Genomic DNA, 21,009 nt, shown 5'->3' on the forward strand with positions numbered 1-21,009 from the left:
CGCGTGTCGGCCCGGCGTCGGCGCTCACGCGGCGGCCCGCCGGGGCAGCGCGTGCCGCAGCACCGTGGCGGCCTCCTGCAGGGCTCGGACCGGGTCGCCGCGCAGCCGGCACTCCAGGGCCAGCCAGCCCTGGTAGTCCAGCTCCAGCAGGGTGCGCATCAGTGCCGGCCAGTCGAGGTGCCCGGCGCCCGGCTGGAAGCGGTTGGAGTCGCTGACCTGCACGTGCCCGAGGTACGGCGCGGCGGCGCGCAACGCCCGGTGCACGTCGTCCTCCTCAATGTTCATGTGGAAGGTGTCGGCGACCACCCGCACCGAGGGCAGTCCGAGTGCGGCGCACAGCGCGACCGCCTCGTCGAGGCGGTTGACCATGTGGTCCTCGTACCGGTTGAGGGGTTCCAGAAAGAGGGTGACGCCCTCGGCCTGGGCGTGATCGCCCAGCTCGCCGAGGGCGTCGAGGAGGACCTGCCGGTCGCCGGCCGGCGGGCGCGGCGGCTCGAACGGTGGCAGCCGCCGGGAGAACATCCCCCAGGCCGCCGGTGTCATCACCCCGACGCCGCCCAGCTCGGCGATGACGGAGAGTTGGGAGCGGAGGTTACGGACGGCGTCGGCGGACCGGTCCGGGTCGAAGTCGCCGATGAAGTGGCCCATCTCGACGCAGACGGTGGGCATCACCACCCCGGCGGCGCGGGCCCGGCGCAGCTCGGGCAACCGGCGGGCGAACGCGAGGTCACCGCGACCGCGCAGCTCGATCCCCTGGTAACCGAGGGCGGCGGCGAGGGCGTACTTCTGGATCAGGTTGGCGCCCGGCAGGAGTTGTTCCTGGCAGGCCAGCGCGATGGTGGTCATCTAGAACCTCAACACCACTTGGAGGACGTCACCGGCGCCGCGGTCGAGCAGCGCGAGGGCGTCGGCGACCGCGCTGGCGTCGACGATGTGGCTGACCAGCGGCAACGGGTCGACGCTGCGCTCAGCCACCAGGTCCATGAAGGTCTGCGCGACCCGGTCTCCGGTCCACCGGCCGGCCATGCTCGGCGCGGGGGTGGGCCCGGAGACCTGGGCGGCCACCAACTGGATGCGGTTGTGGTGGAACTCCTCGCCGAGGCCGAGTGCGTCGGCCTGGCCCTGGTAGAAGCCGGCGGCCACGACCCGACCGGCGTGTGCGGTGGACCGGATCGCCTCGTGCAGCGCCGGGTACGCCCCGGACAGCTCCAGGCAGACGTCCGCGCCCCGGCCACCGGTGGCACCGCGCAGCACGGCGGCGGCCGACTCGGCGGAGACGTCCACGGTGGATCGGGCGCCGTAGCGGGCGGCGTGCTCCAGCCGGCCGGGCATCCGGTCGACGGCCACCACCCGGGCACCGGAGAGCACCGCGAGCCGGGTGGCGAGCAGCCCGATGACGCCCTGCCCGAAGACGCCGACCCAGTCGCCGAGGTGCAGGTCACCGGCGAGCACGGCGGTCAGGGCGATGGCGCCGGGCCGGGCGAAGACCGCGACGAGCGGGTCCAGCCCGGCGGGCAGCGGACGGACCGTGTCGGCGGCGAGCACCGCCTCGGCCCGGTGACCCCAGATGCCCCAGACGAGCTGCCCCGGATGCCGGTCGGCCACGTCGGGCGCGACCTCGATGACCTCGCCGACCTCCTCGTAGCCGAAGCCGATCAGCGGGTAGGGCACCGGCGTCTGGCGGGGGACGAACATCCGGGCGGCGTCGTCCCAGTCCTTGCTGAGTCGGGGGTTGCTGCCCCGGTAGAGGGTCAGCTCGGTGCCGGCGGAGATGCCCGAGTAGCAGGTGCGGACCCGGACCTGGCCGGGGCCGAGCGGATCCGACGGGCAGGGCTCGAGGCTGATCCGTCGAGGCCCGGCGAGAGAGACCACCCAGTTGCCCATGTGTCACATCCCGGTAGCACCGGGCTCCAGGATAGACACAAAATCGCAATATGTCTTGTTATTGATCTATCGAAGGTGTTGAATCCGGCATGTACCCTTCGAGAGGAGTGCCACCGATGTCAGCACCTCCGAGGCGGATACTCGCCACCACCCTGATCATGACACTGGCAGCGTCCACCCTGCTGGCCTGCGGAGATGACGGATCCGACAGCAACAGCAAAAAGATCACCGTTTGGAGTCTGGAGGACGTCGCCGACCGCGTCACCGCCACCAAGGCGATCATCGCCGACTTCACCGCCAAGACCGGAATCCAGGTCGACCTCGTGACCGTCAACGAGGACCAGTTCCCCTCGCTGATCGCCGCCAACGCCGCCGCCGGCGAGCTGCCCGACGTGGTCGGCTCGGTCTCCCTGGCCGGCATCCGTACGCTCGCCGGCAACGAGCTGCTGCACGCCTCGGCGAACGCGGAGGTCGTCGACAAGCTGGGCAAGCAGACGTTCTCCCCCCGCGCGCTGGAGCTGACCTCCGACGACGGCAAACAGCTCTCCGTGCCCAGCGACGGGTGGGGGCAGCTGCTCGTCTACCGCAAGGACCTGTTCGCCGCAGCCGGCCTGCCGGTCCCCGACACGTACGAACGGATCACCGACGCCGCGGCGAAGCTGAACACCGGCGGCGTCGCCGGGATCACCGCGGCGACCAGCCCGAGCGACGTGTTCACCCAGCAGACCTTCGAGCATCTGGCGCTGGCCAACGGCTGCCAGCTCACCGGCGACGACGGGGCGGTCACCCTCGACTCACCGCAGTGCGTCGAGGCGTTCCGCTTCTACGGCGATCTGATCCGCACCAGTTCGGTGAAGGGCGCACAGGACGTCGACACCACCCGGGCCACCTACTTCGCCGGCAAGGCGGCCATGGTGATCTGGTCGCCGTTCATCCTCGACGAGCTGGCCGGGCTGCGCAACGACGCCAAGCCGACCTGCCCGCAGTGCCAGGCCGACCCGTCGTTCCTCGCGAAGAACAGCGGGTTCGTCACCGCGATCAAGGGCCCGAACGGCACCGAACCGGCGCAGTACGGCGAGATCAGCTCGTGGGCCGTGCTGGACGGCGCGGCGGCCGACCCGGCGAAGTCCTTCGTGGAGTACATGCTCGGCGACGGCTACCCGCGCTGGTTCGGGATATCCCCGGAGGGCCGCTTCCCGGTACGCAAGGGCACCCCGGCCGAGCCCGAGGCGTACCTCAACGCCTGGAACACCAGCCAGGCCGGCGTCGACGCCAAGAAGCCTCTCGCCGACGTGTACGGCGACGAGGTGCTGGCCACGCTGCGCCGCAGCCCGGACACCTTCCAACGCTGGGGGCTCAGCCAGGGGCAGGGCAAGCTGGTCGGCGCGATGCTCGGCGAACTGCCGGTGCCCAAGGTGCTGGCCGACCTCATCGCCGGCAAGTCCGACGCGGCAGCCGCCGCCGGTCGGGCCAAGAAGGACGTCGACGCCATTAAGCAGGGCGTCAATTGACCACCACCGCGCCCGGCCCCGGCCGCTCCCCCACCCGGGAGCGGCCGGCGCCGCCACGGCGCCGACCACTGACGCTGCGCCGCCGTGAGTCCCGTGCCGGGCTCGCGCTGGTCGCACCGACCCTGCTCGTCACCATCGCGGTCATCGGCATCCCGATCGTGTGGACCGTGCTGCTCGCCTTTCAGCGGGTCCGGCTCGCCACACTGCGCAAGACCGGCCTGTTCGGCGAGTTCACCATGGACAACATCGACCGGGTGCTGCACACCCCCGGCTTCGCCGAGACGCTGTGGGTCACGTTGATCTACAGCATCGGCGGCACGGTCGGGTCGATCCTGCTCGGCCTGGTCGCCGCCCTGGTCGTCCGCCGGCCGTTCCGGGGCCGCACCCTGGTCCGGGCGTCCATGCTGCTGCCGTACGTGGCACCGGTGGTCGCGGTGACCTTCGTCTGGCAGGTGATGCTCGACCCGCAGCTCGGCATCGTCAACGAGTGGGGCCAACGCCTGCTGGGCTGGGACGCCCCGGTGCCGTTCCTCACCCAGGAGTCCACCGCGCTGGCCACGGTCATCGTGTTCGAGGCGTGGCGGTACTTCCCGTTCGCGTTCCTGTTCCTGCTGGCCCGGCTCCAGGCGGTGCCCGGCGAGTTGGAGGAGGCCGCCCGGGTCGACGGCGCGACCCAGACCCAACGGTTCCGGCACATCCTGCTGCCGCAACTGCTGCCGGTCATCGCCCTGCTGGGCGTGCTGCGCTTCATCATGACCTTCAACAAGTTCGACGACGTCTACCTGCTCACCGGTGGCGCGGCCGGCACCGAGGTGGTCAGCGTGCGGGTGTACGACTTCCTCACCGCGCGTACCGACATCGGCGCGGCGGCCGCGCAGGCGGTCGTGCTGGCCGTCGTCCTCATCGTGTTCATGCTGATCTATCTGCGCTTCTTCGGACGAAGGGTCGGCTGATGGATCGGGACGTCGTCGAGACGGTGAGCCTGCGTTGGCTGCGCCGCCTGGTGATCGCCGCGTTCCTGGTGGTCACCGTCTTTCCCTTCTACTACATGCTGATGCTCTCGGTGCGCCCCATCGAGCGGCTGCTGCTCGACCCCGGCGCGCTCGTGGTGGCCTTCGGCGAGCTCACCGTCGCCACGTACGCCGAGGTGCTGAAGGCCACCGACGACGGCGGCCAGGGTTTCCTCACCTTCATCCGCAACAGCGGGCTGGTGGCCGTCGCGGCGACCGTGCTCACCCTGGTGGTGGCGATCCCCGGCGCGTACGCGGTGGCCCGGCTGCGGTTCTTCGGCCGTCGGCAGGTGGACTTCCTGTTCCTGGCGGTCTACCTGTTCCCGTCGATCGTCATCGCGATCCCGCTGTTCGTGGTCTTCACCCGGGCCGGGCTGCGCGGCTCCCTGTTCGGTCTGGTGCTGGTCTACATCTCGCAGACGTTGCCGGTCTCGGTCTACATGCTGAAGAACTACTTCGAGACCATCCCGGTCAGTCTGGAAGAGTCCGCCGCCATCGACGGCGCCGGACGGCTCGGCATCATCCGCCGCGTCAGCCTGCCCCTGGCCATGCCGTCGATCATGGCGGTCGCGCTCTACGACTTCATGATCGCCTGGAACGAGTTCCTCTTCGCGCTGCTGTTCCTGGTCGACAAACCCGACCGGTGGACGGTGTCGCTGGGGTTGTCCCTGCTCGCCGACGGGGTGGAGGTGCCCAAGACGGTGCTGATGGCCGGGTCGGTCGTCCTCACCCTGCCCATCGTGATCCTCTTCTTCGCCAGTGAACGGCTGCTCACCGAGGGGCTGACCAGCGGCGCGGAGAAGGGCTGAGCGACGGCGTACGGGCGCTGGGGCGGCGGGCCGCCGCCCAGCGCCCCACCGTTCCTTGATCGGTGGCAGCTGAGCGACTCGACACGCCGGGCACCGCCCCGCTGAGCTGCCACCGATCGGTGCGCCCGACCGGCCTCACCCGTCGCGCCCCGTCCGGCGCGGTTACCGTGGCCGTATGGCCAACCCGACCCGCTGGGCGACCGACACCGGTCCGGAGCACTCGCAGTGGTACATCGACCGGTTCCGCAAGCTCGCCGCCGAGGGTGCGGACCTGGCCGGCGAGGCCCGTCTGGTGGACACCCTGGTCGCGCCGGGGTCGCGGATCCTCGACGCCGGCAGCGGCACCGGCCGGGTCGGCGCCGCGCTGGCCCAACGCGGGCACACCGTGATCGGGGTGGACGCCGACCCCGCGCTGGTGGAGGCCGCCCGCGCCGATCATCCCGGCCCGCGCTGGCTGGTCGCCGACCTGGCCGAGTTGGACCTGCCGGCGATGGGCGAGGCGGAGCCGTTCGACGCCGCCGTGCTCGCCGGCAACGTCCTCGCGTTCGTCGCGGCCGGCACCGAGCCGGAGGTGCTGCGCCGGCTGGCCGGGCACCTGCGCCCGGACGGCGTCCTGGCGGTCGGCTTCGGCACCGAGCGCGGGTACCCGCTGACCGCGTTCGACGCCGACGCGGTCGCCGCCGGCCTGCGCCTGGAACACCGCTTCGCCACCTGGGACCTGCGTCCGTGGCGGGACGACGCGGCCTTCGCGGTCAGCGTCCTGCGCCGCCCGGCCGACTGACCCGCCACGTCCTCACCCGGGGGCGGCGACGGCCCGCGCGGCGGCCGGATCCAGGGTCGCACCGGCCGGCACGAGGCTCACCAGGCCGGCCGGCAGCCGCACCGGACGCACACCGCGGTAGCCGAGCATGGTGAGCACACCGCGGTCGGCCAGCACGTACCGCCGGCCCAGGTCGGTCACCACGGACACCGCGCCGCCGGACGCACCCGGCGCCGCGGCGGCCTCGACCACCGCGCCGCGACCCGGCTCCACCACCACGTGGTCGGCCAGGACCGCGCCGCCGGCCGGCGCGGTCCGTGGCACGGCCGCCAGGTCCGGCAGCGGTACGCCCCACCGCACCTCGCCCACCCCGCCGTCGTCGCCGACGCGCGTGCACAGGCCCGCGCCATCGGCCGCCGCGAGGCGGGGCGGGGCCGTCGGTGGGGCCGTCGGCCCGCTCGGAGCCAGGTCGGGCACCGTGGGAAGCGCGGCGAACTGACCGAGTGTCATGGGCGCGGGCTCGCCCTGCGCGGTGCTGGCCAGCAACAGCCCGGCCTGCAACTCGGTGATCCCGGCCAGCCCGGCGTCGAGCACCACCGCGTACTGCCGGCCGCCGCCGGAGTTGCGCACGAGGTAGACCTGACCGACCGTGGCACCCGGCACCCGGGTGCTGGGTCTGCCCAGGTCGGGCAGGGCGAGCGGGGCCAGGTCGACGCCCGCGGGCAACGAGTTGAGCAGCGCGGGCGCCACCGGCACCGCGCGCGTGCGGGTGGTGGCCAGGGCCGCCAGCACCCGGTTGGGATCGCGGATCAGATAGCGCCGCTGGTGCCAGACCAGGTGCAGCCCACCGTCGGGATGACGCAGCAGCAGCGCGTCCTCGCCCAGCGGCTGCCCGCCGCCGGGTTCGGCGCCGATCAACAACGCGGAGTGGGGCTCCGCACCGCCCGCGCCGGCCGGGACCGCCGAGCACACCGTCCACGCCGTGGTCGCGAGGCGGCCCGGAGCTGGCAGCGAGTCCGGGGCGTCGGCGATGCCCAGCGGCAGACCGCGCGGCACGCCGTCGATCGAGCGTCGGGAGACGAGCACGGTCTTCGCGGAGTCCGCGCCGACGATCAGCAGCGCCGAGGCGTAGTTGAGCACCGGGTGCAGCTTCTCCTCGCGGTAGACGAACCGGGCGCCGGACTCCTTCTCCACGATCACCGCGCCCGGGTCACGCCACCCCTTGCCGCCGCCGGCGAACAGGCCGTAGAGCGCGAAGCCACCCAACCCGATCGCCGCGACCAGGACGCTGGCCAGGCCGGCGCCCGCCAGCCGCCGAAACGGCGACTGCGCGGGGTCGGTCTCGCGCATGACCAGGGCGGCGACCGCCCGCTGGACGCTGAACTGGTAGGAGTGCAGCTGGTCCTGCCGCGACGGCATGAGGTCCCTTCCCGCTGGATCGGCCGGGCACAGGATATGCGTTGCGTCGATGTCCCGTGGACCCTGCGTGGCCGGGCCGATCCCGACGGGTACCATCCGGGGACGAATCCGGCGGCGAGAGGGCACCGTGGGCGCGCGTTTCGAAGAGCTGGCCTGGCGGGAAACTCCGATCGGCGAGATCAGCCTGCGCCGGCGTCTCGACCCGGCGCTCCAGGTCGAGGTGTACGAGGTCAAGCTCGACGACGAGTACCTGATGTCCAGCCTCTTCCCGGTCGCGGAGATCGAGCTGGCCCGACTGGGCCTCGCCGAGCTGGCCGGCGACGCCCTGGACGTGGTGGTCGGCGGCCTCGGCCTGGGCTACACGGCCAAGGCCGCGCTGGACGACCCGAGGGTACGGTCGTTGCTGGTGGTCGAGGCGATCGAGGATGTCATCGACTGGCACCGGCGAGGGCTGTTGCCGTTCACCGCTGGGCTCGCGGAGGATCCGCGGACCCGGTTCGTCCGGGCCGACTTCTTCGCGGCGGTCGCCGGCGACACCGGCTTCGACGCCGACGCGCCCGGCCGGCGGTTCGACGCCGTACTGCTCGACGTCGACCACTCCCCGCGCAACGTGTTGCACCCCAGCCACGCCTCCTTCTACACGCCGGTCGGGCTGCGCCGGCTGGCCGCGCTCCTGCGCCCGGAGGGCGTCTTCGCGCTGTGGTCGGACGATCCGCCGGACGCCGAGTTCACCGCGACCCTCAGCCAGGTGTTCACGACGGCGCAGGCCCACGTGGTCCCGTTCGCCAACCCCCTGACCGGCGGCCAGTCCGCCAACACGGTCTACGTAGCCCGCCCCTAACCTCCCACCCCACCCCACCCCCTCCCCGGCGTCACCCGCCCACGCCTCGCCCGCGCCCCCGCACCGCTCCCCCGCACCCCGCCCGCTCCCCCGCACCGCTCCCCCGCGTCGATCTTGCACATTCTGTCGCCGTTCTGCCCCGTAGGTACCTTCTGTCGGGACAGGAAGTGCAAGATCGGCCGCGGGTCGGGCGAGGCCCGCGTCGATCATGGAGTCGTGGTGGGCAAAATGTTCATCTATGCCCCATTTGTGAGGCACCACAACTCCATGATCGACGCGGGCGAGCGTGGGGCGCGAGGGCGCGTGGGGCGCGAGGGCGCGGGCTTGTGTTTTGGGGGGGCGGGATCGGGAAGGGGAGCCCTGGAGTCGCCGCATCGCGCCGCGGCTGGTCACTGGAGGTTCTGATGCGTGCCATGCTCTGGGTCGTCGGCGTTGTCGCCGGCGTGCTTATCCTGCTCGGGCTGCTCCTCGAAGCGGTCCGTTGGCTCATCATCATCGGGTTGATCGCGCTGGTCGTGGTGATCGTGCTGGGCGTCGTCAAGGGACGGCAGGCGATGCACCACCAGACCCGGCGACGCTGAGGCGCGGGTCGGCTCAGAACCAGTCCGCGCGCATGTCGAGGGCGGTCCGGTCCCGGCTGTCCAACAGGTCGAACTGCGGGCCGGTGCGGGCCAGCTCGACTGTGAGGAAGTAGCGCGCCGCCTGCCGCTTGCCGGCGTGGAACGCGTCCCCGGTGTCCGCCGAGGGCAGCGCCAGCGCCTGCTCCAGCCACATCCACGCCACCACCACGTGCCCGACGGCCTCCAGGTAGACGCTGGCGTTGGCCAGCGCCAGCACCGGGTCACCGTCGGCCCAGAGCCGGCGGGTGACCGCGACCACGCGGTCCACCGCGTCGGTGATCCGGTCGGCCCACTCGTCGGCCTCACCGCCGACCCGCCGGGCCCGCTCGATCGTGTCCCGGATCGTCCCGGTCAGCAGGTCGAGACCTGCGCCGCCGCCCATGGTCATCTTGCGGCCCAGCAGGTCCAGCGCCTGGATGCCGTGGGTGCCCTCGTGGATCGGGTTGAGCCGGTTGTCCCGGTAGTGCTGTTCCACGTCGTGGTCGCGGGTGTAGCCGGCACCGCCGAGCACCTGGATCGCCAGGTCGTTGGCGACCAGGCACCACTGCGACGGCCAACTCTTGGTGATCGGGGTGAGCACCTCCAGCAGCAGGTGCGCCCGTTCACGGTCGGCGTCGGCCGGAGCGGTCTTCTCCTCGTCGAGCAGCCGCGCGCAGTAGAGCACCAGCGCCAGCGCCCCCTCCACGTAGCTCTTCTGGGCCAGCAGCATCCGCCGGACGTCGGGGTGGTCGATGATCGGCACCTGCGGTGCGGCGGGGTCCTTGGCGCCGACCGGCCGGCCCTGCGGCCGTTCCCGGGCGTACGCCAGGCTCTTGAGGTAACCCGTGTAGCCGAGTGCGGTCGCGCCGGCCCCCACGCCGATCCGCGCCTCGTTCATCATGTGGAACATCTGGGCCAGCCCCTGGTGCGCGGCCCCGACGAGGTGGCCCACCGCACCGGGGCGGCCGCCCGGGGTGTGCCCGCCGTCGCCGAAGGTGAGCAGGGTGTTGGTGGTGCCCCGGAAGCCCATCTTGTGGTTGAGCCCGGCCAGCACCACGTCGTTGCGCTCGCCGAGCGACCCGTCCGGGGCCAGTAGCACCTTCGGCACGATGAACAGCGAGATCCCCTTCACCCCGGGCGGGCCGCCGGGGATCCGCGCCAGCACCAGGTGGACGATGTTCTCGGCCAGCTCGTGGTCACCACCGGAGATCCACATTTTGGTGCCGAAGAGCCGGTACGTGCCGTCGTCCTGCGGCTCGGCGCGAGTGGTGATGTCGGCCAGCGAGCTGCCCGCATGCGGCTCGGACAGGCACATGGTGCCGAAGAACCGACCGTCCAGCATGGGCCGGACGTACGCGTCGACCTGTGCGGCGCTGCCGTACGTGAGCAGCAGGTTGGCGTTGCCGAGGGTGAGCATCGGGTACGCGGAGGTGGCCACGTTGGCGGCCTGGAACCAGGCGAAGCAGGCTGCCGCGACGGCGTGGGGCAGTTGCAGGCCGCCGACCGACTCGTCCAGCCCGGCCGTGAGCAGGCCGGTGCCGGCGAAGCTGTCCAGCGCCTCGCGGATCTGGGGGATCAGCCGCACCCGCGGCCCGTCGAAGGTGGGTTCGGTGAGGTCGGCGGCCCGGTTGTGCGGGGCGAACTGTTCGGTGGCCACCCGCTCGGCGAGGTCCAGCGCGTCGTCGAAGGTCTCCCGGGAGTGCTCGGCGTAGCGGGGACGCTCGACGAGGTCAGACACCCGCAGCCAGTCGTACAGCAGGAAGTTCAGGTCGCGGCGGGAGAGCAGGTTGGACGGCACGGTACTCCTCAGCGGGCACGGGGTGTGTCGGTTCCGGGCGGCGGCCCGCGTCGCCACGGCCCATCCTGACGGATCTCTCGGGCGCACACCACCGCCCGCGGAGGCGGTGACGTGTCGTACCGGCCCGCTAGGGTCCCTGGCCGTGACCGCACCCGGAGACGTCGACCCCGAGGTCCTCGACCGGCTGCGCCCGGTCTGCCTCGGGCTGCCGGAGACCTACGAGGAGCCAGCCTGGGTGGGCACCCGCTGGCGGATCCGCAAGCGGACCTTCGCCCACGTGCTCACCGTCGACCCCGCCCGCCAGCCGGCGCACGCGCGCGCCGCCGCGCTGGACCGGCCGTCCTGTCTGCTGATCTTCCGGTCGCCGCCCGACGAGATCGCCGGTCTCCTGGGTTGCGGGTACCCCTTCTACAAGCCGGAGTGGGGTCCGAACGTGATGGGCATGGTCCTGGACGACGACACCGACTGGGGCGAGGTCGGCGAGCTGCTCACCGAGAGCTACTGCGTCCTGGCGCCGAAGCGGCTCGCCGCCCTGGTCGACCGACCCGACTGAGCGCTGGCGGTGCCCGTCGGCCGGCGTTCGCGGTGTCCGGCCCCGGGGATACCGCGCGGGCGGCGGCCGGGCCGACCGGCGCCGGCGTCGGCGACGTGAGGAGCGGGCCCGTGTCCATGCATCCCACCGAGGAGGATCCTCGGTGGACGCCGGTGCTCACCGAGGACCGGGTGTGCACGGGTGTGACCACGCTGCGGGGGCGCGTCTTCCTGAGCTACCCGTCGGCGGAGGGGCCGGGTGTGCAGGTGGTGGAGGCCCTGCCCGACGGTGGCCGGATCCCGTACCCGGACGCGACGTGGAATCGGGCGGACCAGTCGCCGGACGCGGCGTTCGTGCACGTCAACGGGCTACGGGCCGGCCCGGACGGCCGACTGTGGATCATCGACTCGGGGGCGCCGCAGATCGGCGGCCAGCAGGTTGCCGGCGGCGCGCGGCTGATCGTGGTCGACGTGGACGACGACCGGGTGGACCGCGTATACCGCCTCGATGCGGCGGTACGTCCGAGCAGCTACGTCGACGACGTCCGGTTTCACGGCGACACCGCGTACCCGACGGGCGGTGGCTGTACTACCAACCGGCGTCCGGCGGCATGTCCCGGATCGGCACGCGCTGGTTGGACGACCCGACGGTGCCCGCCGACGAACTGGCCCGCCAGGTGCAGCCGTGGTGCGAGACGCCCAGCACCGGCGGCACGGCGATCGACGCCACCGGCACCGTCTATCTCAGCGATGTGGAACGCCGACGAGTCCTCGCCGTGGCACCGGACCGCAGTGTGCGGACGGTCGTCGCCGACCCTCGCCTGGCGTGGGTGGACACGATGTGGCTCGACGCCGACGCACAGCTCTGGATGCCGGCGGCACAACTGCACCTCACCGCGGGGCTCAACGGCGGGCGGTCGGCGGTCGACTATCCGATCCGGATCTACCGGATGCCGGTGGAAGCTGGCCCACCTCCGGTGGACCATTCCTGAGCGTACGGTCCGGGCGCGCACCCCAGGGGTGCCGAATCTCGGTGGAGCGGTCGGGCCCGATCGGTGACCATCGGGGTGTGTCCGTACCCGTCCGTCAGATCCGTGCGCGCCACTCGGCCGACACGATCACCGTGTACCAGGCGTACCCCCCGGAGGTCGCGCTGCCGGCGGTCGCCGCCGGCCGATTCGTGGCGCCCTTCAAGCGGGACCGGATGACCTGGATCAAGCCGTCCTTCCGGTGGATGTTGTACCGCTGTGGCTGGGCCACGAAGCCCGGCCAGGAACGCGTGCTGTCCATCGACATCACGCGGGAGGGCTTCGAGTGGGCGCTGGCGCGAGCCTGCCTGAGTCACTACGACCGGGAGGTGCACGGCGACCGGGCGACCTGGTCGCGGCAGCTGAGGAGCAGCCCGGTGCGGGTGCAGTGGGATCCGGAACGGACACTGCACCTGCGTGCCCTGCCGTACCGGTCGTTGCAGGTCGGGTTGTCCGGCGAGGCTGTCGCGCGCTACGTCGACGACTGGGTCGTCGCCGTCACCGACATCACCCCGACCGTGCACCGCGTCCGCGATCTTCTGCGCGCCAGTGAGGAGCGGGCGGCCCGGGACCTGCTGCCGGTCGAGCATCCCTATCCCCTGCCGGCGCAGGTCGCTGCCCGCCTCGACGTGACGAGCGACGGGTAGGCGTCGTCGGTACCCTGTCCCGCATGCATCGAAGCCGCGTGTACGCGTTGCTGATCGACGCTCCCGAGGCGGAGGCCGCCCGCTCGGCGGAGTTCTGGTCGGCGGCCCTGGGCGTGCCCACCCGCACCCATCCCAGCGAACCGCAGTTCGTCGGCCTGCACGAGGCGCTGCCGGGGCTGGTCACGGCGGTCCAGGCGGTCGACGACGCCGCGCGCTATCACCTCGACATCGAGACCGACGACGTGGCGGCCGAGACCACGCGGCTGATCGGCCTGGGCGCCACCGAGGTGACGCGGTGGCTGGAGTGCCGGATCCTGCGGGCACCCGGTGGCCACCTGCTGTGCGTGCTGCCGGTGGAGAGCCCACCGGAGGTCTTCGCGGCGCAGGCCCGCACCTGGCCGTGAGACGCCGGGGTTGTCACCGGTCGACGCTAGGGTCGCGGCATGGCCGAATTCGTGTTGGTGGCGGGGGCGTGGTTGGGGTCGTGGGCATGGGACGAGGTGGTGCCGTCGCTGCGCGCGGCGGGCCACGGTGCCCATCCGCTGACCCTTTCCGGCCTGGCCGAGAGGCGGGACGCGCCCGCTGGGCAGCAGACCCACGTGCAGGACATCGTCGGTGAGATCGAGCGACGGGGCCTGCGCGATGTGGTGCTGGTCGGGCACAGCTACTCGGGCATTCCGGTGGGTCAGGCCGCCGAGCGGATCGGCGACCGGCTGGCCCGGGTGGTCTTCGTCGACTCGGAGGTGCCGGTCGACGGCGGGTCGTTCGCGTCCGGCTGGTGGCAGGGCCGGGAGGTGTTCGAGGCGCTGCTCGCCGACAACGGCGGCTACTGGCCGCCGGCGGGCCCGGCCGATTTCGACGGCCAGGGGCTCACCGACGGGCAGGTCGCCCGATTCCTTGAGGGTGCCACCCCGCACCCGGGAGCGACGCTGACCGAGCCGGCGGTGCTCGATCGTCCGCTGGGCGGGTTGCCGGCGACGTATATCAAGTGCCTGCTCGACGGCCCGGAGCCCAACGACACCGTGGCCGAGCTGTTGACCAGCGAGCACTGGCGGCTGGTCACCATGGCCACCGGCCACTGGCCGATGTTCTCCCAGCCCACCGAGCTGGCCGAGCTGCTGGTGGCGCAGGCCAGCTGACCAGCGGCGGCCGGTGTGGTCAGGTCGCCGGGTCGTCGAGGGTCCTGATGTGGCGTACCGGTGACGCGAGCAGCCAGAGCACGGCGACGGTGCCGCCCAGCCCGGCGACGGCCAGGGTCGGTCGCAGCCCGATGGTGGTGCCCAGCGCGCCGCCGAGCAGCGCGCCCAGCGGCCGGATGCCGTAGTTGACGGCGCTGTACGCACCGGCCCGACGGCCTCGCGCGTCGTCGGGCGTGACGGCGGCGATCAGGGCGTTGAGGTTGACGTCCATCAGCATCACCCCGATGCTGGAGACCAGCTCGATGGCCGCCAGCATGGCCACCTTCGCCCAGGTGGGGCCGGTGATCAGGGCGGTCAGCGCCAGCGGCGCGGGAAACAGCACCACACCGATCATCGCGGTGCGGCCGAGCCCGATGGCGCGCGAGATCCGTGGGGCGAGCGCGGCGCCGGCCAGCCCGCCGAGCGCGCCGACACCGAAGGCGACGCCGATGGCGCCGGGCGACAGGTGCAGGTCGTTGCTGGCGTACAGCACGAGCAGCGCGGCGGTGATGAAGGTGAAGAAGTTGACCGTGCTGGTGCAGCCGAGCGCGGCGCGCAGCACCGGGTGGCGCAGCACCAGCACGAGCCCTTCGCGGACCAGGCGGAGTGTGGACGGCTGGCTCGGCGGTGGAGGCGGCTCGGTGACCGGGATGCGACCGAGCAGCAGTGCGGAGCCGAGGAAGGAGACCGCGTCGGCGACGATCGCGACCGGCGCGCTGAGCGCCTGGACCAGCCCACCGCCGACCGCCGGGCCGGCGATGAAGGACAGTGACCGGCTCATGCTCAGCTTGCTGTTCGCGTCCACGTACGACGATCGCGGCACCAGGGCGACGAAGAACGCCTGGTGCGCCATGGCGAACAGCACCGCTCCGATGCCGGTGAGCAGCGCCACCAGGTAGAGCTGGGTGAGGGTGACCGCACCGAACAGGTAGGCCACCGGCAGGCTGAGCAGCACCCCCGCGCGGATCAGGTCCGCGATGATCAGGAGTCGGCGCTTGTGGGTGCGCTGGTCCACCCACGCGCCGAGGAACAGGCCCAGCAGGTTGGGCAGCCAGATCAGCGCGGTGAGGACGCTGACCTGCGCGGGTGTCGCGGCGAGCAGGGTGACGGCGATCAGCGGCAGGGCCAGTTCGCTGATCCGGTCACCGAACTGGGAGATCGTCTCGCCGGTCCAGAAGGTGCGGAACCGCCGGTCGCGGTGCAGGGCCGGTGGTGGCGCGGTGTCGACGGTGGTCATGACGCGGGCCGGTCGTCGCCGGGATCGGGCAGCAGGTAGCGCAGCATCCGCACGAGTTGGGCACCGGCCGGTGGCGTGTCGTCGTCCTTGCGTAGCACGTACGGGGCGAGCAGCTCCTCGATCGCGGTCTCCAGGTGCCGCAGCTCGTCGGGGGTGGCAAGGAACTGCGTGTCGGCCAGTCCGGCCAGCCCGCGCCACTCGTCGTTCAGCCGGGGTTCGTCGTGCAGCATCCACTGTTGTGGTGTCTCGGCGTACCGGGCGAACATCTCGCCGCGCAGCTGCCGGCCGGCGGCCTGCCCCTCGGCGTCGTCGGGCGGCGTGAAGCGGAAACCGCGGGAGGCCGCCCGCCACCAGCGTTCCCGCTTGTTGGCGGTGCCCTGGGCGTCGAGGACCAGGCCGAACGTGGCGAGGTGCCGCAGGTGCCAGCTGACCACCGACGGTGTGGCGCCGACGTGCGGCGAGAGCCCGGTGGCGGTGGCCGGGCCGTGCCGCTGGAGCCGGTCGAGGATGGCCAGCCGGACCGGATGGGCCAGTGCGCGCAGGGCCTGCGGCTCGGTGATCTCGAAATCCCCGTACGGATTCTTGAGAGACATGTTTCGAAAGTAGTCTCTCAGATCAGTCGGGGCAACCCCGGCACCGTCGTCAGCTCACCCCCAGTCGAGCCAGCGGCTCGACCAGCTCGCGCTCCTCGTAGCTCAGGTGCGACAGCAGGGTGTCGGTCAGCAGGTTCACCGCGGCGCGCAGCGCGGCCAGACCGTCCGGCGCTCCGACGTACGCGACCAGTGCCTGATCGACCCCCTCCAGCACATCGTGGATGACGTGGTGCTCCTGCTCCAGCCGGTCGATGACCGGACGCAACCGCGGGTCGGCCTGCCGCAGCCGCGGAAAGAGCGCCTGGTCCTCGATCGTGTGGTGGGTGGTGACGATGCGGCAGTACGACTCGCAGTAGGCACCGAGCGTCCACCGGTTCTGCCGCATGGTCATCGTGTTGATGTGGGAGCGGGCGGCACAGGCGTCGATCTCACCGGCGGCGACCTGCTCGATGAGGTCGTGGATCTGGGCCAACTCGCCGCGCAGGCCGTCGTGCACCTGTACCAGGTGCTGACCGTTGGCCTGCTCGTGCGCGGTGTAGGTGCGCGTCGGATCGGGCGCCGGCCCGGTCGGGCGGGCCGACTCGTCCCAGACCTGGCGGTCGCTGAGCCGCCGGCCGTCGTCGGGCGTCGGCACCACCGCGAAGGCCCCCGCGGTCACCCTCGCGCGGGCCGGCCGCGCGGGAGGCGCGACGACCGCCGCCGGCTGCGTCGCCGCGACAGGTTCGGCGGGGGTACGCGCCAAAGCGCCGCCACGATCGCGTTCGGCCGCCACCAGTTCGCGCACGGCGGGGGCCACCTCGCCGGCGAACCGGCGCAGGGCGTCGGGGTCGTCGCTGGCGAGGACGAACGTGCCGACGCCGTCGCCCAGCGCCAGCTCGGTCAGCTCCCGCACCCACTGCTCGGCCGGCCCGTCGAGCGGGCCGCGGCCGACGGTCGAGAACGTGCCGGAGATGTTGAGCAGCCGGCGGACGTCCCGGGGCGAGCGACCCGCCTCCCGCGCTGCCTCGTCGATGATCGCGTTGCCCTTGGCCAGGTCACCCGGCTGGAGGTAGCCCAGCGAGGGCAGCCAGCCGTCGGCCCGACGTCCGGTGAGCTGGAGCATGCGCGGCTTGTACGCGCCCAGCCAGATCGGCACCGCGTGGGCGGGGGCGGGACCGCGCTTGGCGCCGACGACCCGGTGGAACTCGCCGTCGACACGAACGCCACCGCGCGCCTCGGCGTCCCACATCTGCCGGATGACCTCAATGGCCTCCTCCAGCGCCCGTACACCCTCACCCGGGGTCAGCCGTCGACCGCCCATCGCCTCGATGGCGTCCCAGAACGCCCCCGCGCCGAGACCCAACGCGACCCGACCGCCGGTGAGCAGGTCGAGGCTGGCGATGCTGCGGGCGAGCACCGCCGGCGGGCGCAGCGGCAGGTTCGTGACGTTCGCGGACACGTGCACCCGACTGGTTCGCGCCGCGACGAAGCTCAGCAGCGTCCAGGTGTCCAGGAACCGCGGCTGGTACGGGTGATCCTGGAAGGTCACCAGGTCCAGGCCGGCCTGCTCGGCCAGGATGGCGAGGCCGACGGTGCGGTCCGGATCATCCGTGCCGGGTGTGGTGAACGAGCCGAAGAGCAGGTCGTGGCCGTAGTCGCTCATCTGCGAGCCTCCCGTTCCGGGTAACGCGTCATAACCTCAACCTTATGTCATACAGAACATCTGCTTCCAACAAGGTATGCCGAACTGCGGTATTGTCGGGGTATGACGGGTACCACTGACCGGCGGGACCGGCCCGATCCGCTCGACGACGACCTGGGCTGGATGCTCGGGATCGTCTTCCGGGGCTACGTCCGGGCGGCCGAGCACGCCCTGGCCGACTTTCCCAGCGGCCCGCGCGGCTACCAGGTGCTCACCGCCGCGGTCAACGGACCGGCCCGCAACCAGGGTGCGATCGCCGAGGAACTCGGCATCGACCGTACGGTGCTCACCTACCTGATCGACGACCTGGAGCGTCCCGGGTTCGTCGCCCGTCGCGCGGACCCGGCCGACCGGCGCAGCCGGCTGGTCGACGTCACCGACGCCGGGCGGGCGGCCTGGGAGCAGCGGCAGCGGGCGCTGCGGCAGGTCGAGTCGCACCTGCTGGGGGCGCTCACCCCAGCCGAGTCGGCGACGCTGCGGGCCCTGCTGCAACGGGTCGCCTGTTCGACCCAGGCGATCGACCCGCTACGCGACCTCTGCCAGGTGGTGGAGCAGGTGCAGCCCGAGCCGGCCGCGACCGGGGCCGGTGAGCGCAGGGCCGGACGCCGCCGCGGCACCACCTGAACCTCAGCGTCCGAGGGCGGCCGGCGGTCGGGACGGAGACGGCGGGGCCTGCCGGCGCCACCCGACCGTCGTACGGCGGGTGGCGCTGACGGGCCCCCTGGTGTGCCGGGTCAGCGAACGTGCACGAACACCGGGTTCGAGTAGAACCACAGGTCGTCCCACGGGCTCTCCAGCCCGTCGGCGAGCGGCTCGGCCTCGTCCGTGCTGGTGCCGCGCACCCGCGCGTACGTGTCGGCCTCGACGTCGCGCAGGGTGTGCCGGATGACGTAGTCCGCGCCCTGCCGACGCCAGTCGCGCGGACCGAACCGGGCCACCACCTTCGTGGTGGGGTTGGTGTCGGCGTCCAGGTTGGCGCTCGGCCCGGTGATCTGACCGACGATCAGGTCGACCCGGCGGACCTCGGGGCGGTCCCCGTTGGCGTTCACGCCGTCCAGCGGACGGAACCGGATCTCGATCTCGACATCGGTGCGGCTGCGGCGGCTGACCGTGATGGTCTCGCCCACCTCGGCCGTCCGCCCCTGCGACCTGGCGGTCACGTCGAGGCTGCGGATCAGGTCACCGGTGGTCACCCAGATCCGGCCGTTGCGCAGGCCGTCCATGATGTCGCCGTAGTCCTGGCGGGCGTGCACGTAGGTCTTGCTGTACTCGCCCGGCCAGAAGTCCGAGCCACCGCGCGTCCAGTGCACGTGCGAGTCCGAGGTCGCGGTGATCCACCAGCGCCGGCCCTCACCGAGCAGCGAGTCCCAGAGCCCACCGACCCGGGCCGTCATCTGGTCGAAGCCACCGTAGGTGGGGTGGTTGCCGTACCCGCCGCGCTTGCCGCCGTTGAGCGGACCGGCCTGGTGCCCGGGCGCGCCCTCGAAGCCGATGTAGACGTCCGGGGCGGCGTTGTTGCCGTTGCGGAACTCGCGCGGGGTGTCCTGGCCGTATACGCCGAGACCGGGCGCCGAGCGGGACGCGTGGTGGGCGATGACCAGCGGCTTGTGCGGCATCCCCCGCGCGACCTTGAGGAACTCCACCATCTTGGCCTCGGTGTCACGGGCCGGGTCGGTGGGGAACGCGTCGTACTTGGCGAACCGGCTCTCCAGCTCGAAGAGCTGCTTCGCCTCGTCGTCGTGGCGCGGGATCATCAGCGTGTGGTGGTCCAGCGAGGGCGCGTCGAACTCCATGCCCCAGAACTGGAGCACCTCGGGGACCAGCTTGCGCGAGCGCAGCAGGTCCGGGTACGCCTGCTCGATGTTCACCTTCGAGTGGGTCGGTCCACCGTGGTCGGTGCACATGGCCCAGGTCAGGCCGAAGTTCTTGGCCATGATGGCGTTCGTGACGATCGGGTAGACCGCGTCCGCGCCCTTGTGGAAGACGATCGGGCTCTTCGTGGTGTCGAACTCGCCGCTGTACTCGGAGTGGACGTGGTGGTCGCCGGCACGCCACGTCCGGTTGCGGGAGCCGCCCCGGTCGTTCGCCTCGTCGGCCGGCCGGCGCTCCTCGTCGGCCCACGCCGCACCGGCGCCCACCAGCGGGCTGGCGGCGGCCAGCGTCGCGCCGACGCCCGCGTACTTGACCAGCTTGCGCCGGGACAGCTGCGCGTGCTCGGTCTCTTCGGACTGCTTGTCTCTCACGTGAGAGCCTCTCCTCGATCAAGCGGATGCTCTTTCGATCAAGAAGCCTTGAAGAGGCCGATGAACAGCCGTTGTACGCGACGCGGGGCCACGATGAACACCCTGCTCCGGCCCCGGGTCAGGGCACCTGCCGGACGCCCTGGGCCGTACGGGCGGCCGACGGGTCATCACATCGATTTCCTTTTTGCCTGGTACCGACTGCGGCGCGTCGTGGTCAGATCCGGGCGCGCGGCAGCCAGCCCAGGAATCGGAGCCGCGCCCGGGGCAGGGGCAGCGTCGGCAGATCCTGGGCGGCGGCGACGAGGCAGGAGCCGAGATAGACGGCGAGGGAGGCCCGCGCGCCCCCGAACTCGGCGAGCAGTTGACTCTGCTTGGTCGCGCAGGGCCACTCCCGCCCACATCCGGTGCACGTCCAGCTTGGCGGGCTGGGCAGGTGTTCGGGCAGCGTCGTGCGCCGGTACCGGCCCACGACGCTGTTGTCCGCCCGCACGTCCCGCCGCCGGGGCTCGGGGCCCGTGTTGCGATGCGTCGCCGACCGTGGGGCGGGCAGATAGCGCCGGACGGTGCCGAGCAGCACCCCGACGCGGATCAGCGCGTCCGGCCCCACGTGGTGGGCCAGCAGCGCCGTGAGCAGGTAGTGCCCCAGCAGGTCGAACGAGTCACGGTTCAGCCGCAGGTCGCGGCACAGGTCCACGAAGTCGGGCGTGGTCAGTGGCACCCGGTCGTCGAGCGCGCGGCGGAGCACCGCGCGCAGGGCCGCTCCCAGGCTCTCCAGCGCCTCTCCCTCGCCCAGTCCCAGGCTGTCCTCGTCCGCCACCCGCGCCAACGCCTCGGCCACCGCCAGCCGTACGACGCGGTCCGGATCGGTACTGTCCAACGTTTACCCCCGCCAGTTGGCCGGCTTCCCCCCGGCAGCGTCCCGGGCGACGTATGACGTCCGGGAGATCGTGAACAAGATTTCGCTGCGCCGGGGCGGGTCGACTAGGACAGCAGGCGCAGGATCGCCTCGCGCGGTAGCCGAAAAGCGAAGCCGACTCACCGATTCTCCAAATTCGAGCGACAGGCCGACGGCTGTCGTATGGTGAAATTCCCATCAATAGATATTTGGATAGTTGGGATTCTTTACCGTCCAGCCCAGCTCATCCAGCCCGACGACGCTCGACCGCTACCGCCGCCGCGCGCCCCGACACGTCCCGACAACGCCGCCGGCCGATCCAACCACCCGGCGGAACCCTCACCG

Annotated in this window: 22 protein-coding genes; 12 read left to right on the forward strand and 10 right to left on the reverse strand. The window is 72.0% G+C overall.

All coding sequences use genetic code 11. The annotated features are described in order from the left end of the window. Window positions 1-24: 24 nt before the first annotated feature. Together O7620_RS10950 and O7620_RS10955 are read right to left on the reverse strand one after the other, a co-directional pair. Complete coding sequence (locus O7620_RS10950) at window positions 25-846, reverse strand: sugar phosphate isomerase/epimerase family protein (RefSeq protein ID WP_278122950.1); 822 nt, start codon at window positions 844-846, stop codon at window positions 25-27. Next, window positions 847-1,884 (reverse strand): zinc-binding dehydrogenase, encoded by a 1,038-nt coding sequence (locus O7620_RS10955; RefSeq protein ID WP_278122951.1) that lies wholly within the window; start codon window positions 1,882-1,884, stop codon window positions 847-849. A 116-nt stretch (window positions 1,885-2,000) separates the two neighbouring features. Between O7620_RS10955 and O7620_RS10960 the strand changes: the two genes are divergently transcribed. The 4 genes from O7620_RS10960 to O7620_RS10975 all read left to right on the forward strand — a co-directional run bounded on the left by O7620_RS10960 (window position 2,001) and on the right by O7620_RS10975 (window position 5,995). After that, window positions 2,001-3,395 (forward strand): extracellular solute-binding protein, encoded by a 1,395-nt coding sequence (locus tag O7620_RS10960; RefSeq protein WP_278122952.1) that lies wholly within the window; start codon window positions 2,001-2,003, stop codon window positions 3,393-3,395. Continuing rightward, window positions 3,392-4,348 carry a sugar ABC transporter permease gene (locus tag O7620_RS10965; protein WP_278122953.1) on the forward strand — a complete coding sequence of 319 codons (957 nt, stop codon included), beginning with the start codon at window positions 3,392-3,394 and terminating at the stop codon, window positions 4,346-4,348. Before O7620_RS10960 ends, O7620_RS10965 begins: the two co-directional genes overlap by 4 nt. Beyond that, the gene (locus tag O7620_RS10970) at window positions 4,348-5,214 is read left to right on the forward strand and encodes a carbohydrate ABC transporter permease (protein ID WP_278122954.1); all 867 of its coding nucleotides are present in this window, start codon (window positions 4,348-4,350) and stop codon (window positions 5,212-5,214) included. Before O7620_RS10965 ends, O7620_RS10970 begins: the two co-directional genes overlap by 1 nt. Window positions 5,215-5,389: 175 nt before the next feature. Further along, complete coding sequence (locus tag O7620_RS10975) at window positions 5,390-5,995, forward strand: class I SAM-dependent methyltransferase (RefSeq protein WP_151488450.1); 606 nt, start codon at window positions 5,390-5,392, stop codon at window positions 5,993-5,995. Window positions 5,996-6,007: 12 nt separating this feature from the next. Here the strand turns inward: O7620_RS10975 and eccB are convergent, their stop codons facing one another. After that, on the reverse strand, window positions 6,008-7,393 hold the full coding sequence (eccB, locus tag O7620_RS10980; protein ID WP_278122955.1) for a type VII secretion protein EccB: 1,386 nt from the start codon (window positions 7,391-7,393) through the stop codon (window positions 6,008-6,010). Between the two features lie 127 nt (window positions 7,394-7,520). On the opposite strand from eccB, the gene O7620_RS10985 reads away from it, so the two are divergent. Next, window positions 7,521-8,234, forward strand: a complete 714-nt coding sequence (locus O7620_RS10985) for a spermidine synthase (protein ID WP_278122956.1) — start codon at window positions 7,521-7,523, stop codon at window positions 8,232-8,234. 404 nt (window positions 8,235-8,638) lie between these two features. Further along, complete coding sequence (locus O7620_RS10990; RefSeq protein ID WP_192580455.1) at window positions 8,639-8,815, forward strand: hypothetical protein; 177 nt, start codon at window positions 8,639-8,641, stop codon at window positions 8,813-8,815. Between the two features lie 13 nt (window positions 8,816-8,828). Here the strand turns inward: O7620_RS10990 and O7620_RS10995 are convergent, their stop codons facing one another. Then, window positions 8,829-10,631 (reverse strand): acyl-CoA dehydrogenase, encoded by a 1,803-nt coding sequence (locus tag O7620_RS10995; RefSeq protein WP_278122957.1) that lies wholly within the window; start codon window positions 10,629-10,631, stop codon window positions 8,829-8,831. 142 nt (window positions 10,632-10,773) lie between these two features. Here O7620_RS10995 and O7620_RS11000 point away from each other — a divergent pair, with 142 nt between their 5' ends. Next, the gene (locus O7620_RS11000) at window positions 10,774-11,184 is read left to right on the forward strand and encodes an MmcQ/YjbR family DNA-binding protein (RefSeq protein ID WP_278122958.1); all 411 of its coding nucleotides are present in this window, start codon (window positions 10,774-10,776) and stop codon (window positions 11,182-11,184) included. A gap of 347 nt (window positions 11,185-11,531) precedes the next feature. Here O7620_RS11000 and O7620_RS11005 read toward each other — a convergent pair whose 3' ends face one another. Continuing rightward, window positions 11,532-11,717, reverse strand: coding sequence for a hypothetical protein (locus O7620_RS11005; protein WP_278122959.1), 186 nt, complete (start codon window positions 11,715-11,717; stop codon window positions 11,532-11,534). Window positions 11,718-11,773: 56 nt separating this feature from the next. Between O7620_RS11005 and O7620_RS11010 the strand changes: the two genes are divergently transcribed. From O7620_RS11010 to O7620_RS11025, 4 genes are all read left to right on the forward strand, one after another. Further along, window positions 11,774-12,154: a hypothetical protein gene (locus O7620_RS11010; protein WP_278122960.1), complete on the forward strand. Its 381-nt coding sequence runs from the start codon at window positions 11,774-11,776 to the stop codon at window positions 12,152-12,154. A gap of 77 nt (window positions 12,155-12,231) precedes the next feature. After that, window positions 12,232-12,837 carry a DUF4291 domain-containing protein gene (locus O7620_RS11015; RefSeq protein ID WP_278122961.1) on the forward strand — a complete coding sequence of 202 codons (606 nt, stop codon included), beginning with the start codon at window positions 12,232-12,234 and terminating at the stop codon, window positions 12,835-12,837. Window positions 12,838-12,860: 23 nt separating this feature from the next. Continuing rightward, on the forward strand, window positions 12,861-13,241 hold the full coding sequence (locus tag O7620_RS11020) for a VOC family protein (protein ID WP_278122962.1): 381 nt from the start codon (window positions 12,861-12,863) through the stop codon (window positions 13,239-13,241). A 39-nt stretch (window positions 13,242-13,280) separates the two neighbouring features. Continuing rightward, window positions 13,281-13,976, forward strand: a complete 696-nt coding sequence (locus O7620_RS11025) for an alpha/beta hydrolase (RefSeq protein ID WP_278122963.1) — start codon at window positions 13,281-13,283, stop codon at window positions 13,974-13,976. Between the two features lie 19 nt (window positions 13,977-13,995). On the opposite strand, the gene O7620_RS11030 is transcribed toward O7620_RS11025, so the two are convergent. The 3 genes from O7620_RS11030 to O7620_RS11040 are packed head-to-tail and all read right to left on the reverse strand — an operon-like array spanning window position 13,996 to window position 17,487. Beyond that, window positions 13,996-15,252: an MFS transporter gene (locus O7620_RS11030; RefSeq protein WP_278122964.1), complete on the reverse strand. Its 1,257-nt coding sequence runs from the start codon at window positions 15,250-15,252 to the stop codon at window positions 13,996-13,998. After that, entirely contained in the window at window positions 15,249-15,845 is a 597-nt protein-coding gene (locus O7620_RS11035; RefSeq protein ID WP_151492423.1) for a helix-turn-helix domain-containing protein, read from the reverse strand. The genes O7620_RS11030 and O7620_RS11035 overlap by 4 nt, the downstream gene beginning before the upstream one ends. 49 nt (window positions 15,846-15,894) lie before the next feature. Beyond that, window positions 15,895-17,487: an LLM class flavin-dependent oxidoreductase gene (locus O7620_RS11040; RefSeq protein ID WP_278122965.1), complete on the reverse strand. Its 1,593-nt coding sequence runs from the start codon at window positions 17,485-17,487 to the stop codon at window positions 15,895-15,897. Between the two features lie 102 nt (window positions 17,488-17,589). Here O7620_RS11040 and O7620_RS11045 point away from each other — a divergent pair, with 102 nt between their 5' ends. After that, window positions 17,590-18,150, forward strand: a complete 561-nt coding sequence (locus O7620_RS11045; protein ID WP_278122966.1) for a MarR family winged helix-turn-helix transcriptional regulator — start codon at window positions 17,590-17,592, stop codon at window positions 18,148-18,150. Window positions 18,151-18,260: 110 nt separating this feature from the next. On the opposite strand, the gene O7620_RS11050 is transcribed toward O7620_RS11045, so the two are convergent. Both O7620_RS11050 and O7620_RS11055 read right to left on the reverse strand, forming a co-directional pair. Continuing rightward, a complete protein-coding gene (locus O7620_RS11050; protein WP_151492425.1) occupies window positions 18,261-19,769 on the reverse strand; it encodes a phosphoesterase in 1,509 nt (502 codons plus the stop codon). A 214-nt stretch (window positions 19,770-19,983) separates the two neighbouring features. Next, complete coding sequence (locus tag O7620_RS11055; protein ID WP_278122967.1) at window positions 19,984-20,646, reverse strand: hypothetical protein; 663 nt, start codon at window positions 20,644-20,646, stop codon at window positions 19,984-19,986. Between the last annotated feature and the right edge of the window lie 363 nt (window positions 20,647-21,009).

Origin of the sequence: Micromonospora sp. WMMD710 (genome assembly GCF_029626045.1) — a bacterium.
Taxonomy (GTDB): domain Bacteria; phylum Actinomycetota; class Actinomycetes; order Mycobacteriales; family Micromonosporaceae; genus Micromonospora.

What these genes read in the sequence shown, in the direction of transcription:
- O7620_RS10950 (WP_278122950.1), bottom strand. Translation starts at nt 846, where the DNA reads ATGACCACCATCGCGCTGGCCTGCCAGGAACAACTCCTGCCGGGCGCC.
- O7620_RS10955 (WP_278122951.1), bottom strand. Translation starts at nt 1,884, where the DNA reads ATGGGCAACTGGGTGGTCTCTCTCGCCGGGCCTCGACGGATCAGCCTC.
- O7620_RS10960 (WP_278122952.1), top strand. Translation starts at nt 2,001, where the DNA reads ATGTCAGCACCTCCGAGGCGGATACTCGCCACCACCCTGATCATGACA.
- O7620_RS10970 (WP_278122954.1), top strand. Translation starts at nt 4,348, where the DNA reads ATGGATCGGGACGTCGTCGAGACGGTGAGCCTGCGTTGGCTGCGCCGC.
- O7620_RS10975 (WP_151488450.1), top strand. Translation starts at nt 5,390, where the DNA reads ATGGCCAACCCGACCCGCTGGGCGACCGACACCGGTCCGGAGCACTCG.
- eccB (WP_278122955.1), bottom strand. Translation starts at nt 7,393, where the DNA reads ATGCCGTCGCGGCAGGACCAGCTGCACTCCTACCAGTTCAGCGTCCAG.
- O7620_RS10990 (WP_192580455.1), top strand. Translation starts at nt 8,639, where the DNA reads ATGCGTGCCATGCTCTGGGTCGTCGGCGTTGTCGCCGGCGTGCTTATC.
- O7620_RS11010 (WP_278122960.1), top strand. Translation starts at nt 11,774, where the DNA reads ATGTCCCGGATCGGCACGCGCTGGTTGGACGACCCGACGGTGCCCGCC.
- O7620_RS11020 (WP_278122962.1), top strand. Translation starts at nt 12,861, where the DNA reads ATGCATCGAAGCCGCGTGTACGCGTTGCTGATCGACGCTCCCGAGGCG.
- O7620_RS11025 (WP_278122963.1), top strand. Translation starts at nt 13,281, where the DNA reads ATGGCCGAATTCGTGTTGGTGGCGGGGGCGTGGTTGGGGTCGTGGGCA.
- O7620_RS11030 (WP_278122964.1), bottom strand. Translation starts at nt 15,252, where the DNA reads ATGACCACCGTCGACACCGCGCCACCACCGGCCCTGCACCGCGACCGG.
- O7620_RS11035 (WP_151492423.1), bottom strand. Translation starts at nt 15,845, where the DNA reads ATGTCTCTCAAGAATCCGTACGGGGATTTCGAGATCACCGAGCCGCAG.
- O7620_RS11040 (WP_278122965.1), bottom strand. Translation starts at nt 17,487, where the DNA reads ATGAGCGACTACGGCCACGACCTGCTCTTCGGCTCGTTCACCACACCC.
- O7620_RS11045 (WP_278122966.1), top strand. Translation starts at nt 17,590, where the DNA reads ATGACGGGTACCACTGACCGGCGGGACCGGCCCGATCCGCTCGACGAC.